At 59.3% G+C, this 17,237-nt stretch carries 15 protein-coding genes; 11 read left to right on the top strand and 4 right to left on the bottom strand.

Annotated features, from left to right (window positions below; translation table 11 throughout):
- Nucleotides 1-375 precede the first annotated feature (375 nt).
- The 3 genes from ACFFT4_RS04540 to ACFFT4_RS04530 are packed head-to-tail and all read left to right on the top strand — an operon-like array spanning nt 376 to nt 3,880.
- The gene (locus ACFFT4_RS04540; RefSeq protein WP_378045420.1) at nt 376-1,689 is read left to right on the top strand and encodes a sugar ABC transporter substrate-binding protein; all 1,314 of its coding nucleotides are present in this window, start codon (nt 376-378) and stop codon (nt 1,687-1,689) included.
- Nucleotides 1,690-1,739: 50 nt separating this feature from the next.
- A complete protein-coding gene (locus tag ACFFT4_RS04535; protein ID WP_378045418.1) occupies nt 1,740-3,050 on the top strand; it encodes a carbohydrate ABC transporter permease in 1,311 nt (436 codons plus the stop codon).
- Nucleotides 3,047-3,880 (top strand): sugar ABC transporter permease, encoded by an 834-nt coding sequence (locus ACFFT4_RS04530; RefSeq protein WP_378045417.1) that lies wholly within the window; start codon nt 3,047-3,049, stop codon nt 3,878-3,880. Before ACFFT4_RS04535 ends, ACFFT4_RS04530 begins: the two co-directional genes overlap by 4 nt.
- 570 nt (nt 3,881-4,450) lie before the next feature.
- On the opposite strand, the gene ACFFT4_RS04525 is transcribed toward ACFFT4_RS04530, so the two are convergent.
- Together ACFFT4_RS04525 and ACFFT4_RS04520 are read right to left on the bottom strand one after the other, a co-directional pair.
- Nucleotides 4,451-4,909, bottom strand: coding sequence for an OsmC family protein (locus ACFFT4_RS04525; protein WP_378045415.1), 459 nt, complete (start codon nt 4,907-4,909; stop codon nt 4,451-4,453).
- 225 nt (nt 4,910-5,134) lie between these two features.
- Entirely contained in the window at nt 5,135-6,208 is a 1,074-nt protein-coding gene (locus ACFFT4_RS04520) for an LCP family protein (protein WP_378045413.1), read from the bottom strand.
- Between the two features lie 153 nt (nt 6,209-6,361).
- On the opposite strand from ACFFT4_RS04520, the gene ACFFT4_RS04515 reads away from it, so the two are divergent.
- The 7 genes from ACFFT4_RS04515 (at nt 6,362) to ACFFT4_RS04485 (ending at nt 13,371) form a co-directional block, all read left to right on the top strand.
- A complete protein-coding gene (locus ACFFT4_RS04515; protein WP_378045411.1) occupies nt 6,362-7,426 on the top strand; it encodes a BMP family lipoprotein in 1,065 nt (354 codons plus the stop codon).
- 90 nt (nt 7,427-7,516) lie between these two features.
- Entirely contained in the window at nt 7,517-9,013 is a 1,497-nt protein-coding gene (locus tag ACFFT4_RS04510) for an ABC transporter ATP-binding protein (protein WP_378045409.1), read from the top strand.
- Nucleotides 9,006-10,073: an ABC transporter permease gene (locus ACFFT4_RS04505; protein ID WP_378045408.1), complete on the top strand. Its 1,068-nt coding sequence runs from the start codon at nt 9,006-9,008 to the stop codon at nt 10,071-10,073. Before ACFFT4_RS04510 ends, ACFFT4_RS04505 begins: the two co-directional genes overlap by 8 nt.
- Nucleotides 10,057-10,980 carry an ABC transporter permease gene (locus ACFFT4_RS04500; protein ID WP_378045407.1) on the top strand — a complete coding sequence of 308 codons (924 nt, stop codon included), beginning with the start codon at nt 10,057-10,059 and terminating at the stop codon, nt 10,978-10,980. Before ACFFT4_RS04505 ends, ACFFT4_RS04500 begins: the two co-directional genes overlap by 17 nt.
- A 34-nt stretch (nt 10,981-11,014) precedes the next feature.
- Nucleotides 11,015-11,689: a sulfite oxidase-like oxidoreductase gene (locus tag ACFFT4_RS04495; RefSeq protein WP_378045405.1), complete on the top strand. Its 675-nt coding sequence runs from the start codon at nt 11,015-11,017 to the stop codon at nt 11,687-11,689.
- Nucleotide 11,690: 1 nt separating this feature from the next.
- Entirely contained in the window at nt 11,691-12,425 is a 735-nt protein-coding gene (locus ACFFT4_RS04490; protein WP_378045404.1) for a nucleoside phosphorylase, read from the top strand.
- Between the two features lie 181 nt (nt 12,426-12,606).
- Nucleotides 12,607-13,371 carry a sugar phosphate isomerase/epimerase family protein gene (locus tag ACFFT4_RS04485; protein WP_378045402.1) on the top strand — a complete coding sequence of 255 codons (765 nt, stop codon included), beginning with the start codon at nt 12,607-12,609 and terminating at the stop codon, nt 13,369-13,371.
- A 113-nt stretch (nt 13,372-13,484) separates the two neighbouring features.
- Here the strand turns inward: ACFFT4_RS04485 and ACFFT4_RS04480 are convergent, their stop codons facing one another.
- Nucleotides 13,485-14,555, bottom strand: coding sequence for a hypothetical protein (locus ACFFT4_RS04480; RefSeq protein ID WP_378045401.1), 1,071 nt, complete (start codon nt 14,553-14,555; stop codon nt 13,485-13,487).
- The gene (locus ACFFT4_RS04475; protein WP_378045400.1) at nt 14,552-15,052 is read right to left on the bottom strand and encodes an RNA polymerase sigma factor; all 501 of its coding nucleotides are present in this window, start codon (nt 15,050-15,052) and stop codon (nt 14,552-14,554) included. Before ACFFT4_RS04475 ends, ACFFT4_RS04480 begins: the two co-directional genes overlap by 4 nt.
- Before the next feature lie 974 nt (nt 15,053-16,026).
- On the opposite strand from ACFFT4_RS04475, the gene ACFFT4_RS04470 reads away from it, so the two are divergent.
- On the top strand, nt 16,027-17,223 hold the full coding sequence (locus ACFFT4_RS04470) for a GNAT family N-acetyltransferase (protein WP_378045398.1): 1,197 nt from the start codon (nt 16,027-16,029) through the stop codon (nt 17,221-17,223).
- Nucleotides 17,224-17,237: the final 14 nt, after the last annotated feature.

Below are 17,237 nucleotides of genomic sequence, written 5' to 3'. Positions count from 1 at the left end.
GATTAATGCGAATTTTCGGCCTGAAATCGCGAATCGCAGCGGAATACGGAATTTGCTAACCATTTCGTCCATCGCTTATGATGAGTTTGTGCAATCGTTTTCACGAACGATCGGAACCCGATTTCTTCGACATTCTGAAGGCACTGCTACCCTTAGGGGGTACATCCTCGCGAGCTATTCACCTGGCGAGGGTGTGCCCCTTTTTGACGATTTTGAAGGACAAAGCCCGCTATCCTGTCTGAATCGTCTTGGCAAGCAAAAACGCCTGCGGCCAGGGTGTCCGAAAGAAATTAAAGGCGATTGTCACGCAAGGCGGGTGGGAATGAAACGCGGGAATGAAAAGGGGAAGCAAACAAAAACGGGAGGATGAGGAGCATGAAGCTTAAAAAATGGAGTATCGGACTGCTCGCCGCGCTGCTGTTGGCGGGTTTGACGGCTTGCGGAGGAGGGAACGGCAGCGGCGGCAGCGGGAGCGCGACGCCTTCCGCGAACGAGAGTCCGTCGGCGACGAACGAAGCCCCGTCCGGAGACGGCGAGGAGGAAGCGCTCGTGCCGGAAGCGGGCGCCAAGCTGAAGGTATGGGAATCCAAGGAGCAGATGCCGTATATGCAGGAGCTGGCGGCGGCCTTCGAGCAGGAATACGGCGTTCCCGTTACACTCGAGGAAGTCGCGGGCGGAGACCAGGGCGGGAGATTGGCGACGGACGGTCCCTCGAAGCTGGCGGCCGACATTCTGACGCTCCCGCACGATCAGATCGCCCAGGCGGTCAAGGCGGGGCTGCTGCTTCCCAACGACGTATTCGAAGAGGAGACGCGCGCTTCCATGGCGGAGGCGGCCGTCAAGGCTTCTTCCTACGAAGGGGTGCTGTACGGCTATCCGAAGTCGGTGGAGACATACGCGCTGTTCTACAACAAAGACCTGTTCCCGGAACCGCCCAAGACGTGGGACGAGGTCGTAAAATTCGCGGAGACGTTCACGAATTCGAAGGAGAACAAGTATGCCGTCATGTGGGAATTCGTCGGCTATTATTCCTATCCGTTCATCGGCAGCTTCGGCGGTTATTTCTTCGGACAGGACAATACCGATCCGAACGACATCGGATTGAACAGCCCGGGCGCGGTGCAGGGCTTCGAGTTCTTGCGGTCGCTTAAGCCGATTCTGCCGATGAACGCGGCGGACGTCACCTACGACATTAAGACGCAGCTCTTCACGGACGGGAAGCTGGCTCTGAACATCGACGGCCCGTGGTCGGTCGCCGCCTTTAAGGACAAGGTCAATTTCGGCGTCGCGCCGCTTCCGGCCGTGCCCGGCGGCAAGCCGTCCACCTCGTTCTCCGGCGTCAAATCGTACTATGTCAACTCGTATACGCCGTATCCGATTGCAGCCCGCCTGTTCGCGAATTTCGCGGCAAACAAGGAGAATCAGCTGAGAAACTACGAGCTGACGGGGGCGATTCCGGCGAACAAGGAAGCCGGGGAAGATCCGAAGATCAAGAACGATCCGTATGTCAGCGGCTTCTTCCAGCAGTTCGAGAACTCGACTCCGATGCCCGGCATCTCCGCGATCAACGCGCTGTGGGACCCGCTTAAGGCGGCGTTCATAACGCTGTGGGACGATCCGAAGGCCGACGTCAAGGCGACGCTGGACGCCTTGGTGGAGACGACGAAGACGGCCATCGCTTCCCAATAGAGAGAATGATGGGACGGCCCCGTCCGAAGTGAAGAAAGAGAGGAATCGGTATGCGCAAATCAACCGCCGGAGCACTGCTGTCGGCGCTCTTCATGGGCTTGGGGCAGCTCTACCACGGGCAGAGGATAAAGGGCTTGCTGTTCCTGGCCGCCGGCATCGGTCTCTTGAGCGGAGCCGTCGCGCTGGACTTGCCCGAATATTTGCGCGGGCTGTGGACGCTTGGCGACCAGCCCAGCGGCTTGGTCAAGGTCGGCAAGCTGACGCGGATGGTGGAGGGAGATCACTCGATCTTCCTCCTGATTAAAGGTCTGATGGCGCTGCTGGCCGCGCTGCTGGGCGTCGCGCTGTATGCGGCGGGCATTCGCGACGCGTACAAGACGGGAGCTCTGCGGGAGGCGGGTCAGCAGGACCGTTCGTTCCCGCAGACGCTCCGGGCGATGAATCAACGTAATTTCGCCTACGCCGTGCTGCTGATCCCCGCCGTATTTATTTTGTTTCTGACCGTGCTTCCACTGCTCTTCTCGGTTCTGCTCGCCTTTACGAACTACGCGGACCCGAACCTGCCGCCGGCCAATCTGATCGACTGGGTCGGCTTCTCCAATTTCCTCAAGCTCGTGAGCTTGAAGGTGTGGAGCGACACGTTCTTCGGCGTGCTGCTGTGGACGGTCGTCTGGGCGGCGGTCGCGACGGCGACGACGTATGTCGGCGGCATTCTGGTGGCGGTGCTCATCCACCAGCCCCGCATCCGCTTCAAGGCGTTCTGGCGCACCGTCATGATCGTTCCGTTCGCGATTCCGAGCCTGATCTCCTTGCTGGTCATGCGCAACATGTTCAACAACAAGTTCGGACCGATCAACGACATGCTGCGCATGATCGGACTGGAGGGCGTGCCTTGGCTGACGAACCCGATGTGGGCCAAGGCGACGCTGATGATCGTCAACATGTGGATCGGCATTCCGATTACGATGATTCTCGCTTTCGGCATCCTGACGACGATTCCCCGCGACCTGTACGAGGCCGCGGAAGTCGACGGCGCGGGCTCGTACCAGAAGTTTCGCCGCATCACGCTGCCGATGGTGCTGTTCGCCACGGCCCCGGTGCTGATCATGCAGTTCGCCGGCAATATCAACAATTTTAACGTCATCTATCTGATGACCGACGGCGGGCCAGTCAATACCCGTTACCAATACGCCGGGCACACCGATCTGCTCGTTACGTGGCTGTATAAGCTCGCGCTGGATCAGGCGCAGTACAGCTTCGCGTCGGTGATCGGCATCGTGATATTCCTGATGGTCGCGTCGCTGTCCATCTGGAGCTATCGCCGCACCCGATCCTACAAAGAGGAGGACATGATCGCATGAACGGTCCCAACGCTCGCTTAAAGCTCGGTCTCAGCTACGCCATCCTGATCGTGCTGTCGATCGTCAGCCTGTATCCCGCGCTGTGGATCGTGCTGTCCTCCTTGAAGGAGGGGAACAGCCTGTACAGCGAGACGCTGATTCCGCGGCATTTTACGCTCGAGCATTACCGCGAGCTGTTTCGTGCGACCAAATATCCGATATGGTTTATGAACACCCTTAAAATCGCGTCGCTGTCGACGGTGCTCGGAACGTTTCTGCTGCTGTTGACCTCTTACGCCGTGTCCCGGTTTCGTTTCGCCGGACGGCGCTTCTCGCTGAACGCGCTGCTCGTGCTGCAGATGTTTCCGGGCTTTATGGCGATGATCGCTGTGTACGTCGTGCTCAATACGCTGGGCCTGCTCAATTCGCATCTGGCGCTCGTGCTCGTGTACAGCTCCGGCGCGATCGTGACCAACGTGTTCGTGGCCAAAGGCTTCTTCGATACGATCCCCGGCAGCCTGGAGGAAGCCGCGCGAATCGACGGGGCCAGCCATCTGACCGTCTTCTTCCGGATCATGGTTCCGCTGGCCAAGCCGATGCTGACTTACGCCAGCCTGATGATCTTTAACGGCTGCTTCGTCGACTTCATCTTCGCGGACCTGGTGCTGCGTTCGGAGGACCAGCGGACGCTGGCCGTCGGGCTGTATAAAATGGTCAACCAGCGCAATTCGACGGAGTTTACGCTGTTCGCCTCGGGAGCGGTGCTGGTCGCGCTGCCGGTAATGACGCTGTTCCTCGCGCTGCAGCGCAACCTGGTCGACGGCTTGACGGCCGGGGCGAGCAAGGGGTAGAAGAGCCGGATAAGCGCCGAAGCGCCAACAATGGCGACTAACGCCATTCGAGTATACAGGTGAATAAGCGCACGTCCTGTGGGAGCTGTTAGTAGGGGCGAGTTGTTCTAAGAAATCGAGTAACGGGAGGCGGAAAGGGTGTAAATGGAGGGCGATGTTCTAAGAAATCGTGTAACGGGGCACGAAAAGAGCGAAAATGGAGGGTGATGTTCTAAGAAATCGTGTAACGGAGCGCGAAAAGAGCGAGAATGGAGGACGATGTTCTAAGAAATCGTGTAACGGAGCTCGAAAAGAGCGAAAACGGAGGGTGATGTTCTAAGAAATCGTGTAACGGAGCGCGAAAGGGGCGCAAAAGGAGAGCGTTGTTCTAAGAAATCGAGTAATGGGAGGCGAAGGGAACCCAAACGAAGGGGGGACCAGGAATCGCACATCGGCGCTGAGGTGGAGTCGCGGCGCAAACGGAGCGGCCGATGAGGCGGCTGCAGAAAAAACGGTCCACGGTTGGCTTCCGCTGTTGCGGAAAGCTTGGCCGAGGACCGTTTTTAAGCGAGGCGAAAGGACGGGGCAGAGTTATTCCACCGTTTCCGGAGCCTCGATGACGATGCTGCTCAATTTCAGGTTAACCGCGTTGGCGATCGTGTCGCCGACGGGGCAAGTTTCTTCCAGAAACTTGACGAATTCCTCGACGCGCTCCTGAGGGGCATCCGTTTTAATGTAGAAAGTATAGCGAATGTCCGAATAGCCCGGGCGAACGTCGGATTTCTTGAAGAAGCCGTCCAGGTCGAGATCCCCTTCCACTTCCACGCGAAAGTCGTCGAGGCGAACGTCGAACTTCTTGGCGTACACTCTGGCCACGATCGATTGGCAGGCGCCGAGCGCGCCCAGCACCGCCTCTACCGGATTCATTCCCGTGTCCGTTCCGCCCAGACTTTTCGGCTCGTCGATCGTCAATTCGAAATTTCTGGAGCGAACCTTAACTGCGACTCCTTCTTGTAAATGCGCCGACGCTTTAAATGTCGTGACCGCCATATGGCCCAACCCTTCCTATAAATAAGATAAACCCATAATAGCATATTATTCCTATGTAGTTAATGAGAATTTTGACGCGACGACGAAATCGTTGGAAGCCATTCGAATCTGAGCCCCCTAAAGCCACTCGAATCTAACTACTCGTCACCCGAACCTAAGCTGTTCGAACCTAACCTCCCGAACCTAACCTCCCAAACCTAAGCTCCCGAACCTAAGCTCCCGAACCTAAGCTCCCGAACCAGAGCTGCTCAGAGGACGCTCGGAGGCTGGTCCGTCGACCTGCTCCCGGACGTAGCTCCTGATCTTCCCGAGCTCCGGAACGAGCACGTCCATTCCGGAGATGATCTCGTTCCGGAAAGCGCCTGTCTGCGGGATCTGGATGCCCGTCAGATTACCGGTGTCCAGCTTGAGGCCGAGCCGGGCAAGCTCGAACAGATCGCTCGGCGGGATGCTCGTCTCGATATACGGAGCGATGCCGTTCAACAGCTGCGGCAGCTTGATCAGCGTCGTCGTCGATTTCAGCTTGTCGGCGATCGCCGACAGAAACTGCCTCTGCCGTTCGGAACGGGCAAAGTCGGACAGGGCATCGCTGCGGAACCGGACATACTGCAGCGCGGTGAGTCCGTCGAGATGCTGCACGCCTTTTTCCAAATCAATGTTGTATCTTGGGTCGTCCCGGTTGTCTATATGCCGCATATTTTTGTCGATCTCGAAATCGATGCCGCCCAACGCGTCAATCAAGGAAATGAATCCCTCGAAATCGGTGTAGACGTAATAATGGATCGGCAGCTCGATCAGATTTTGCACCGTCTCCATCGCCAGCGGCGGTCCGCCGAGCGTAATTGCGGCGTTCAAGCGGTTCGAGCCGTAACGCGGAATGTCCACGTAAGTGTCCCGCAGGAGCGAGAAGAGATGCGTGTTCTTGGAGACCGGGTCGATGGAGACGACGATCATCGTATCGGAGCGCGGCTTGACGGTGCCCTTGACGCCCCGCGTGTCTCCCCCCAGCAGCAGAATGTTGATTCGCTCGTCCGCGAACCGCTCGGGCGGCTCGACGACGGCCACCGGTGCGGGAGTGCTGCCATCGGCCGGAACGACGGCGCTCGGCGGGGGAGCGGCTGGCGGCTGGTAGATTTCACCGGCGAACGAGACGATCGTGTAAACGTAATAGGCCGCGATGGAAGCGGTAACAAGAAAGACGCCAAGGCCGCCGTAAAGCAGCATTTTCTTTTTGCTTATGGGTTTCTTGGGTGCGCGCGATCTGGAGGGGCTTGCGGCTTCAACCGGTTCACGATCCATGCGTTCGTCCATCCTTCCCGAAGATTCGTTACCAATAATACGTGGCAAACGGGAGGAAAGTTGTTCCAGATCTACGATTTCTTTTGACAAAAGCCGACCCTACTGCTAGGATATCAACAGAATATGTGTATTTTACTATAGGAGAGAAGACAGATGAAAAAACCTTTTTTGCTCGTACTTATGCTTGTCGTTCTGGGGGGAGTGCTGGCGGCGTGCGGGTCCAAGGATAACAACAATGCGCAGGGCAGCCCGTCCGCTTCGCCTTCGAATTCGGGGGCTCCGTCGGAGTCCGCGCCGGCTTCGCCGGCAAAAGCTTATAAAATCGCGCTGGTCACTCCGGAGCCGATCGGCGTGAATCCGTTCTTCCAATTGATGGACGAGGGCTTGAAGAAGGCGGGACAGGAGTTCGGCGTCGAATTCAAGACGATCGAGTCCTCGGACCCGGCTTCCATCGAGCAGAACCTGCAATCGGCCGCGGCGGGAGACTTCGATCTCATTATTACGTCGACTTTCCAGATGGAGGACGCGCTGAAGAAGATCGCTCCCCAATATCCGGACAAGTCGTTCGCGATCATCGATACCGTCGTCGATCTGCCGAACGTTCGCAGCGTAGCCTTCCGCGAGCACGAAGCCGCTTATTTGCTGGGCGCGGCGGCGGCGCTGGTGTCCAAGAGCGGCACGATCGGCAACGTCGTAGCGGTGGACATTCCGCTGATGAAGAAGTACACGGGCGGCTTCGAGCAAGGAGCGAAGTCCGTTAATCCGGACATCAAGGTTCTGGTGAATTACGTAGGCGGCTTTACGGACCCGGCCAAGGCGAAGGAGCTCGCCTTGCTGCAAAATTCGCAGGGAGCCGATTTCGTTGCCGGCATGTCCGCCGTAGGCGACCTGGGTGTCTTCGAAGCGGCTGCCGAGAAGGGCTTCTACACGTCCGGCCAAGATACGGACAACACCGACGGCAAGCAGGTCATTCTGGCCCAGCTGAAAGGAACGGACGCCGTCGTTTACGAGACGGTCAAGGATTTCGTCGAAGGCAGCTTCTCGTTCGACGTGCGCGACTACGGTCTGAAGGAAGGCGGAGTGGGCCTTACTTACGTGAACAAGGACGGCAAATCCCCGCTTAACGAAGCGATTAGCCAAGAAGCCATTGACAAGCTGAAGCAGATCAATGATGATATCGTTGCAGGGAAAATTGTCGTAGACGACTCCTTGCAATAAAATCATAGTCAGTTCCATACTGCTTATTCGTAACCGGCTGCCTTAAGCAGCCGGTTTCCTACGCTTGCGAAGAGGGATGGAGGCAAGTCCATGCTGCTTAAGATGGAAGGGATATCGAAAAATTACGGCGACGTGCAGGCCAACCGGCAAATCGATTACGATCTGAAGCCCGGCGAGGTGCACGCGATCGTAGGGGAGAACGGGGCCGGCAAAACGACGCTGATGCGCATTCTGTACGGAATGGAGCAGCCATCCTCCGGGACGATCCGGATCAGGGGACGGGAGGCGCATTTTGCCGATCCGAAGGACGCCATTCGTCACGGCATCGGCATGGTTCATCAGCATTTCATGCTGTTCCAGAACTTCACGGTCGCGGAAAATATCGTGATCGGCCAGGAGCCCGGCAAGCTGCGCTTCGACCGCAAAGCCGCGATTGCCCGGGTGGAGGCGCTGTCGGAGCAGTACGGAATTCGCGTGGACCCGCGCGCGCGGATCGTCGACTGTCCGCTGGGCGTCCAGCAGCGGGTGGAAATTCTCAAGGTGCTCTATCAAGGGGCGGAAATCATTATTCTCGACGAGCCCACGGGGGTGTTGACTCCGCTGGAGGTGGGCGAGCTGCTGGAAGCGATTCGCACGCTTACCAAGCAGGGCAAAAGCTTTATTCTGATCAGCCACAAGCTGAACGAGGTCATGAGCGCGGCGGACCGCATCACCGTTCTGAGGGACGGCGAGGTGACCGGCGTGCTGGAGACTTCCCGGACAAGCGTCGAGGAATTGTCCAGACTGATGGTCGGCAGGCCGCTGGCCGCGATGGACAAGCAGCCGGCTTCGCCGAAGGAAAAGGTGCTGGAGGTACGGGAGCTGTCCGTGTTCGGCAGCGGGAGCAAGCCTGCGGTGGACGCCGTCAGCCTCCACGTCAGGGCGGGAGAGATCGTCGGCATCGCGGGCATATCCGGCAACGGCCAGTCGGAGCTGCTTCAGGCGATCTCGGGCCTGACGAAGCCGGCGCAGGGGACCGTGTCGCTGCTCGGGACCGACGTCACCGGGAAGTCGGCCCGGGAGTTCCGGAACGCGGGCCTGGCCCACATCCCGGAGGACCGCTACGTCTGGGGAGCCAACAAGGCGGCGACGGTGGCGGAGACGGGGACGATGGGCCATCAGCGCAAGCTGAGCAAGCTCGGATTTCTGCAAGGGCGGGCGGTAAAGGCCCGCGTCTCGGACTGGATCAAGCAGTATGCGATCAAGGCCGGCTCTCCGGACAACGAAACCCAGAACCTGTCCGGCGGCAATCTTCAGAAGCTGATCGTGGCCCGCGAGATCGCGCAGCGGACGCCATTCCTTATCGCGGCGGAGCCGACCCGGGGCGTCGACATCGGAGCGATGGAGACGATCCACGAGCAGCTGCTGCGCAAACGGGACGACGGGGGCGCCATTCTGCTCGTGTCGTCGGAGCTGTCGGAAATCTTGAAGCTGTCGGATCGCATCCTCGTCATGTATGAGGGCAGAATCGTCGGGGAACTGCAAGAAGGGGAAGCGACGGAAGAAAAGCTGAGTCTGTTAATGGTAGGGGGGAAGCGCAATGGATAGATGGAAGAAGCTGGCGGCTTCCCTTCCCGGGCCGGCGGCCGCCATCGCGCTCGGCCTGCTCGCGGGCTCGATCGCCATCGCGATTGCGGGGGGCTCGATTTTGGAAACCTATGCGGAGATGTGGAAGGGGGCGTTCGGCAGCTTCTACTTCCTCACGAGCACGCTGAATCGCGCCACTCCCGTGATTCTCGTCGGCCTGGGAGCCGCCGTCGCGTTCCGTTCCGGATTTTTCAATCTTGGGGCGCAGGGGCAGATGGCGCTCGGAGGCTTGGCGGCGGCGCTGACGGCGCTGTATGTGCCCGGACCGGGCTGGTTCGTCGCCATTGTCTCCATGCTGGTCGGAATTGCGGCCGGCGGCCTGTGGTCCGCCTTCGCCGGGTATATGGACGCCCGCTTCCGCGTAAATCTGCTGATCACGACGCTGCTGCTCAATTATATCGCTACGCTCTTTGCCAGCTACATGGTGGCCTACCCGTTCAAGGACAAGACCGGTTCGGCCGCGATGGCCCAGTCGCAGATGCTCGATAACGCGATCTGGCTGCCCAAGCTGTTCAAGGGCATGCCCGCGCATGTCGGGCTGCTGCTGGCGCTTGCCGCGATGGTCGCGCTCTACGTCTACTTGACGAGGACCGTATCGGGCTACGAGGCCCGGATGATGGGGGGCAACCCGCTGTTCGCCGTCTACGGAGGCGTCAGAAGGACGCCCTTGATGCTCGGCGTCATGTTCGCCAGCGGCGGGCTGGCCGGACTGGCGGGAGCCGGAGAGGTGCTGGGTTCGCAGTACCGGTACATCGACAATGCGTTCGTGGCGGCGGACTTTGCCTGGACGGGCATTATGGCCGCGCTGCTGGCGAACGCGCATCCGATCGGCACGGCGATCGCGGCCTTCTTCCTCGTCGCTCTGCAGACGGGGGGCATGGGCGTGGAGATGAATACCGACGTGCCGCTGGAAATCGGCGATGTTATTCAAGCGGTGCTGATTCTGTTCATTACCGTCAAATTCGTTCGGGGCTTCCGGAGACGCAGAAAGGAGGGGGACCCGAATGGAGCAGCTGTTTGATCTGGCGCTGTTCAACTCGGCGCTGCGCATGCTGACGCCGATTCTGCTCGCCGCGCTGGGCGGTGCGCTGTGCGCGAGAGTGGGGCTGTTCAACGTCGGTCTGGAGGGCTTGATGCTGATCGGCGCGTTCTCGGCAATCGTCGGCAACCATTATTTCGGCAGCACGGGAGCGGCGATTGCGTTCTCGATCGGCTGCGTATCGCTCTTCGCGCTGCTGTTCGCTTATCTGTGCATCCACTTGCGGGCCAACGTCATCGTCGTCGGCATCGCCATGAACCTGCTGGCGGCGGGGCTGACCACCTTCAGCTTGCGAACGCTGTTCGACGTTAAGGGTGCTTATTACAACAAGGACATGGTCGGACTTCCGAAGTGGGATATTCCCCTGATCAAGGAGATTCCCGTCGTCGGCGACATTTTGTCGGGACATTCGCCGCTTGTTTATTTGGCTATCGTGCTGGTCGCGGCGATGTGGTTTTATTTCTACCGGACAATCGGAGGCTTCCGCTTCCTGGCCGCCGGCGACAATCCGCTGGCCGCCAGAAGCCTGGGCATCCAGGTGCGGCGTTACCAGTACGGGGCGATGCTGGCGTGCGGCGTTCTGTGCGCGCTCGCCGGAGCGCAGCTGTCGCTGGGCCAGGTGACGATGTTCACGGAAGGGATGACGGCCGGACGGGGCTTCATCGCGCTCGTGGCCACCATGCTCGGACAATCCGGGCCGCTCGGAGTCGCTGCGGCGAGCCTGCTGTTCGGGCTCATGGACGCGTTCAGCATTCGTCTGCAAGGCCTGGCGATGCCGTCGCATTTTACGCAGATGGTGCCTTACGCCGTTACGATTGCCGCGATGTTTTTTTTCAAGAACAAGGAATTCGTCAAAGACGCGCAGAGCTCGGGCACCAGCTCCAGGTAGCCGGACCGGCGCGGGAAGATCAGGAGGCGGCACCATGCACAACAAAGCGGAAAGACTGAAGAAAGCCAAACCGATCGCTCCGTCGTCGGCGGACGAGGCGCTGGGCGGGCGTCTGCCCCCGGGTCAGACGTTGACGGCCAAGTTTCCGATTCTCCATGAAGGGGAAGTGCCCCGATACGATATGGAAAAATGGCGCTTGACCGTCGACGGAGAGGTGGAGGAGGCGCTGGAGCTGACGTACGAAGACGTGCTCGCGCTGCCGACCTCCCGCATCGAATGCGATATCCACTGCGTGACGCGCTGGTCGAAGTTCGACACCGAGTGGGAGGGCGTGCTGTTCAAGGATCTGCTGTCGCGGATCAAGCTGAAGCCCGAAGCCCGCTACGTGATGTTCCATGCCGATCCCGACTACGAGACGAACGTGCCGCTGTCCGATCTGCTGATGGACAACGTCATGCTCGCTTACCGCTACGCGGGGGAGCCTCTGACCGACAAGCACGGCTGGCCGCTGCGCACGATCGTGCCGCACCGCTATTTCTGGAAAAGCGCGAAATGGGTGCGGCGGATCGAATTTATGAAAGAGGATCGTCCGGGGTTCTGGGAGCGCAACGGCTTTCACAACGAAGCCGATCCGTTCGAGGATCAGCGGTTCTCCGGAGAGGCGCTGCCGATTCCCGAGGACGAGTGGACCAGGAAGGAGTTCGACTAACATGTTTCTACCCATTTTACAGGTCAATTCGGAGGATATCCCGGCGTACGCACTCGTATGCGGGGACCCCAAAAGAGCGGAGGTTATCGCCGGACGGCTGGAGGATGTGCGTGAGCTGGCGTTCAGCCGGGAATACCGCACGTTCGTCGGAAGCTACGAGGGCGTTCCGCTGGCGGTGGCCAGTCACGGAGTCGGCTCCTCCGGAGCGGCGATCTGCTTCGAGGAGCTGATTCGCGGCGGCGCGACAACGTTGATCCGCGTCGGGACCGCGGGCTCCTATTCGGAGGATACGCCGGCGGGCAGCCTGGTCGTCAGCACCGCGGCCGTTCGCGCCGAAGGGCTGACGCGCCAGCTTGTGCCGGACGGCTTCCCCGCCGTCGGAGACGGCCGGGTCGTTCAGGCGCTGCATGAAAGCGCGCTGGAGCAAGGAGGAGTCGTCCGGCAGGGCATTACGGTGTCGCTGGACGTCTTCTTCCAAGGGGCGCTCGATATCCCGCATAAAACCTACAAGCGGGCCGGAGCGGTCGCCGTGGAGATGGAGATCGCCGCCCTGTACGTAGTGGCGAGCTTGCGCGGCGCAAGGGCGGGAGCGATCGCGGCGGTGGACGGCTACGCGGACGCCGATCTGGCGGCGGAGTACGATCCGCATACGAACGTCGTGGCCCAGGCCGTCGAGCGGGAGATCGCCGCCGCGCTGGGCGCCGTGGTCAAGCTGGCGCGCGCCGATCGCGGCTGAGTCCCGTTCCCTTCCTTCGCCCTTCCCGTCTCTGCGGAGGGGCGAACTCCAAAATGCATACAAAGAGGACAAAAACTTCTCTCGTGGGAAAGCGCTCCCGCGCCTATAATAAAGAGGCATACCCTTTAGCAGAGCGCGGAGCGCCGCGCGAATAAGAAACCATGGGATGGTGGAAACGAGAATGAGCAAACCGCAGGTAGGCATTCAACTGTATTCCGTACGCGACCGCTGCCAGCAGGATTTCCTGGGCACGATTAAGGAAATTGGAGAAATCGGTTACAAGAACGTGGAGCTGGCCGGCTACTACGGCCATTCCGCACAAGAGGTTAAGCAAGCGCTGGCCGATGCGGGCCTGCACGCGCCTTCCGCGCATATCGGCCTGTCGGTCAACGATCCGGCGATCTGGGATAACTTGAAGAGCCAGGTGGCCTACGCGCAGGAGCTGGGCATCAAGCGGTTCATCGTGCCGTGGTATCCGCTCGGCGACGACCCGACGCTCGACGACGTGCATAAAATGGCCGATACGTTGGCGCAAGCGGCCGGCATCGTGAAAGAAGCGGGAATGGCGTTCGGCTACCATAACCATGCGTTCGAGTTCAAGCAAGTCGGCGACAAGCTGGTCATCGACCACGTCCTGGACAGAGTTCCGGCCGATCTGCTGTTCGCGGAATTCGATCTGGGCTGGGTGAAGGTCGGAGGCCAGGACCCTGCGGCGTACGTGAACAAGTATGCGGGACGGGTACCGGTCGTTCACGCCAAGGATTTCAAAGCGGACGGAACGGACGCGGAGATCGGCAAAGGCTCGGTCGACTGGGATTCGGCGCTGGCGGCCTGCGAGCAAGCCGGCGTGGAGTACGTCATCATCGAGCAGGAAGAGTACGACGTGTCTTCGATCGTCAGCGCGAAGAACAACTACGAATGGTTTAAGGCCCGCGGCTGGATTTAAGCTTATACGGCGGTCTTTAAAGGCAATGGCTGCGTCGGGATTGTTTCCCGGACTGCCATTGCCTTTTTTGACAATCCTTCTCCGGATCGTCTCCGACAAAAACGGGTCCGCCGTCAAGGAGACGCAGCAGGCGTGTTTGCTGGAGCAGCGGAGCGGTCGGCGAGCGGAATTTCCACGCCGAAGAAGACGACGGACGCGATTTCCTTATCGTTGATCACCTGTTCGAAGGTTTTGATGATCAGCATTCGGGAGGACAGAAGATCGCTCAAGCGGAGTCCGGTAAAAATCCCGGTCGTTTCCGACGTACCGTCTTTGTAGTTGATCGTGACCGGGTATTCATCCGCGTATTGATTCGGCCCGATTTCCCGACGTTCTCCAGAGGCTTCGCCGATTTCTTTCAGGAATTTGCTTTCGACTTTTAACGCGATCGAGATGGGCGAGACGGATACGGATTTCAATACGGCTTCATAGCCGTACAGGTTGATTCGTTTGTCCGGCCGATAGACGGAGGAGTAAGCTTTAAAATCCAGCTTAAACGAAACCTCCCATTCCCCGGGAAGGACTGTCCGGAAGAGACCCGGGTACGGGTCCGCCGCTTGCAGGTCCGTAAACCGGAAGCGGGCCGTCTGCCCCTGCAAGGAGTTTTCGGTCATGAGGCTCATGACCAGGCTGATTTTATTATCGTCGGGGTTTCCGTCGTCCAGCAGTTCGAAGCCCGTGCCGTGGAAGCTCTCGTCCGTCGTCGTATTGGGATTCTCGAAACGGTATCGCGCCGCGTCCAACACGACGTTTTCAGGACCGATGAAGTCCATCAGAATGTAGGTGAGATTGCCGTCTCCGATCGCCTGCTTGACGATAAGCGTTCCGTTCTCGTTGGACGTTTGCTTGTCGATCGCATAGGCGCCGTTGGACAAATCGTCCGCCTGCTCGGGGCTCGAGGGGCTCAGAAACCTCAAGAAGCCTGCGTCCAGCCCTCCGAAGCCCGCCGCAAAAGCCGTCGTCGTCAAAAGCACCATCAGAACGGCCGCCAGAATGGCGAGTCGGATCCGCTTCGCCGGCGCGCCGGGCGAATGCTTCGCGTTTTCGCTGCCGCTATGGGCCACAATGCTCCGATACATCCGTTCCTTCTGCTCGTCCGTCGGCGCAAGGCCGTCGAACAGCCGCTTTATCCTGTTTTCGCTCATGGCGATTCCCTCCCCAAGTCGATTTTAAGCCGCTCCCGGCCTCTGGACAGCCGCGTGAGGATCGTGCTTTCCCCACTCCCCAGCATCGTGGCGATTTCTTTGGCCGCATATCCCTCGAAATAGTGCAGATAAAGCACGGTTTTATATTTTTCGGGAAGCGAGAGCAGTCTGGACAGCACTTCTCCTGCTAGTTCGCCTCCGCTCCGGGAAGGCGGTTCCGGCAAAGCGTCCATATCCGCGCGGCGCGTTCTCCACCAATGCTTCAGAACGTCTTTGCAGTGATTGCGGGCGGTGACGATCAGCCACGCTTTCTCATGCTCGGGGTCCTTGAAAACCGTCCGCGAACGGATCAGCTTCAGGAATACGGATTGCACGGCGTCCTCCGCGTCGACGGAATTTCGCAAATAGAGATAGCACAGCCTGTAAACCTGATCGACGTGGCGCTGATAGAGCTCGGCCCAATCTTTGTCCGCAGGCGGCAAAGAATCGTTGTTCATTTATTCTCCTCCTGCATATAACACGATCGAACAATCGCAAACATCCCATTCCGGGGCAAAAAAGTCGGCAAACCCCTGTATATACGTGAGCCCGGATAAATTGTACGGCCGGTTTTAACGGTCAGGTGGACCGTTAAACGAGTCAAACCGGGTCTCTGGCCGGTTTTAACGGTCTGACGGACCGTTAAACGAGCCCAATTGGGAGTTAGGCCGGTTTTAACGGTCTGACGGACCGTTAAACGAGCCCAATCGGGAGTTCGACTGGTTTTAACGGTCTGACGGACCGTTAAGCGAGCCCAATCGGGAGTTCGACTGGTATTAACGGTCTGACGAGCCGTTAAGCGAGCCCAATTGGGAGTTCGACTGGTTTTAACGGTCTGACGGACCGTTAAGCGAGCCCAATCGGGAGTTCGACTGGTTTTAACGGTCTGACGGACCGTTAAGCGAGCCGCATCGGGAGTTCGGCTGGTTTTAACGGTCTGACGGACCGTTAAATGAGCCCAATCGGGAGTTCGACTGGTTTTAACGGTCTGACGGACCATTAAACGAGCCGCATCGGGGGTTCGGCTGGTTTTAGCGGTCTGACGGACCGTTAAACGAGCCCAATCGGGCGTCTGGCTGGTTTTAACGGTCTGACGGACCGTTAAGCGAGCCGATTCGAGCGTCCGGCTGTTATTCCGGTGCCCCTGCCACAGGCGGGGGACTCTTTTACGGGATTAAGGACTAACGCCTTTAATGATAACGGAGTTTGGAGAAAAGGCGAGGCCGGCGATGGCGGACTGTTCGATGAGGAGACGAACCCGGGGTGGTCGGAGAAGTCAGAAAGGGGGGCGGAGAAGTCGGAAACCCGGGCGACTTGGGCGGATCGATCGCGCGGGACCCCGCATTGCGAAAAACGGGCGGTTCCGGGGAGGCGATCTTTTTGTTAGGATAAGGAGGACGACGATTAGAAGAGGAAACGGGGGGACGCGAGCGTGGAAATCAGGCAGTTAACGATGGAGGATTTCGAGAATAGGGCGGCCTTGTCCCAATTCGCCTTTCAGATGACGTGGACGGAGGAGCAGACGGCGGCGAGGAAAAGCGGTTTTAAGCCGGAGCAGGATTGGGGAGCCTTCGACGAGAAGGGGGAGCTCATGTCCGCTCTGCTCCTGCTGCCCCTCGAAGCGTGGGTTCAGGGACGCAAGCTGGCGATGGGCGGAGTGGCGGGCGTCGCGACGTGGCCGGAGGCGAGAAGGCAGGGTTGCGTGAGCCGGCTGCTCTCCCATGCTCTGAAGACGATGCGGGAGCAGGGACAGAGTGTTAGCATGCTGCATCCTTTTTCGTTCCCGTTTTATCGGAAATTCGGTTACGAGCTGACGATCGAGCGCAAGAAATATACGCTGGACGCCAAGCATCTTCCGCCGCGCGGGGAAGCGCCGGGGCGCGTAGTTCGGATGACCGCTCCGGACATCGGGGTATTGGACGGCATTTACTCGGCTTACGCTTCCCGTTATAACGGCAATTTGGTCCGAACTCCGAAATGGTGGGAGACGCGCATTCTGACCCAGGAGGGCAGCAACCTTGCGGTTTATTACAACGAAAGCGATGTTCCGGAAGGGTATTTCTACTATAAGGCAAAAGAACGGATTTTGACGGTGCACGAAATGGCGGCGCTGACGGAGACGGCGAGACGGGCGCTCTGGTCTTACGCGGCGAATCACGATTCGATGGTCGACGAGGTTGCGCTGCTTGCCCCGATGGATGACCAACTGCCGCTTATGCTGTCCGATCCCAGGTTCAAACAGGAGATCGTTCCTTATTTCATGTCGCGGATCGTGGATGCGGAAGCGTTCGCCAAGCTGTATGCCTGGGAAAAGGGGGCGGGCGGCGAATCGGTGCTGCTGCAGCTGGAGGATCGGCATGCGCCATGGAACGACGGAACGTTCCGGCTGAGCTGGAGCGAGGAAGGGGAGGGAGCGCTGGAGCGGCTGGATTCCGGCTCCGGGCGGGAATCCGGACGCGGCGGCGAAGCGATCGTCTGCGACATTCAGACGCTGGCGGCGATGCTGCTGGGCGGACGGAAACCGACCTGGCTCGCTTCGGTCGGACGTCTCGCCGGTTCCGCGGAGAGCTTGCGGCTGTTGGAGCGGCGTATTCCGGAAAGAACGTCGTTCTTGATGGATTTCTTCTGAATAAACAAGCAGCC

Origin of the sequence: Cohnella cellulosilytica (assembly GCF_042431195.1) — a bacterium.
GTDB lineage: Bacteria > Bacillota > Bacilli > Paenibacillales > Paenibacillaceae > Cohnella > Cohnella cellulosilytica.
The sequence above is the reverse complement of the archived record's forward strand: the minus strand, read 5'-3'. Positions and strand labels throughout refer to the sequence as shown.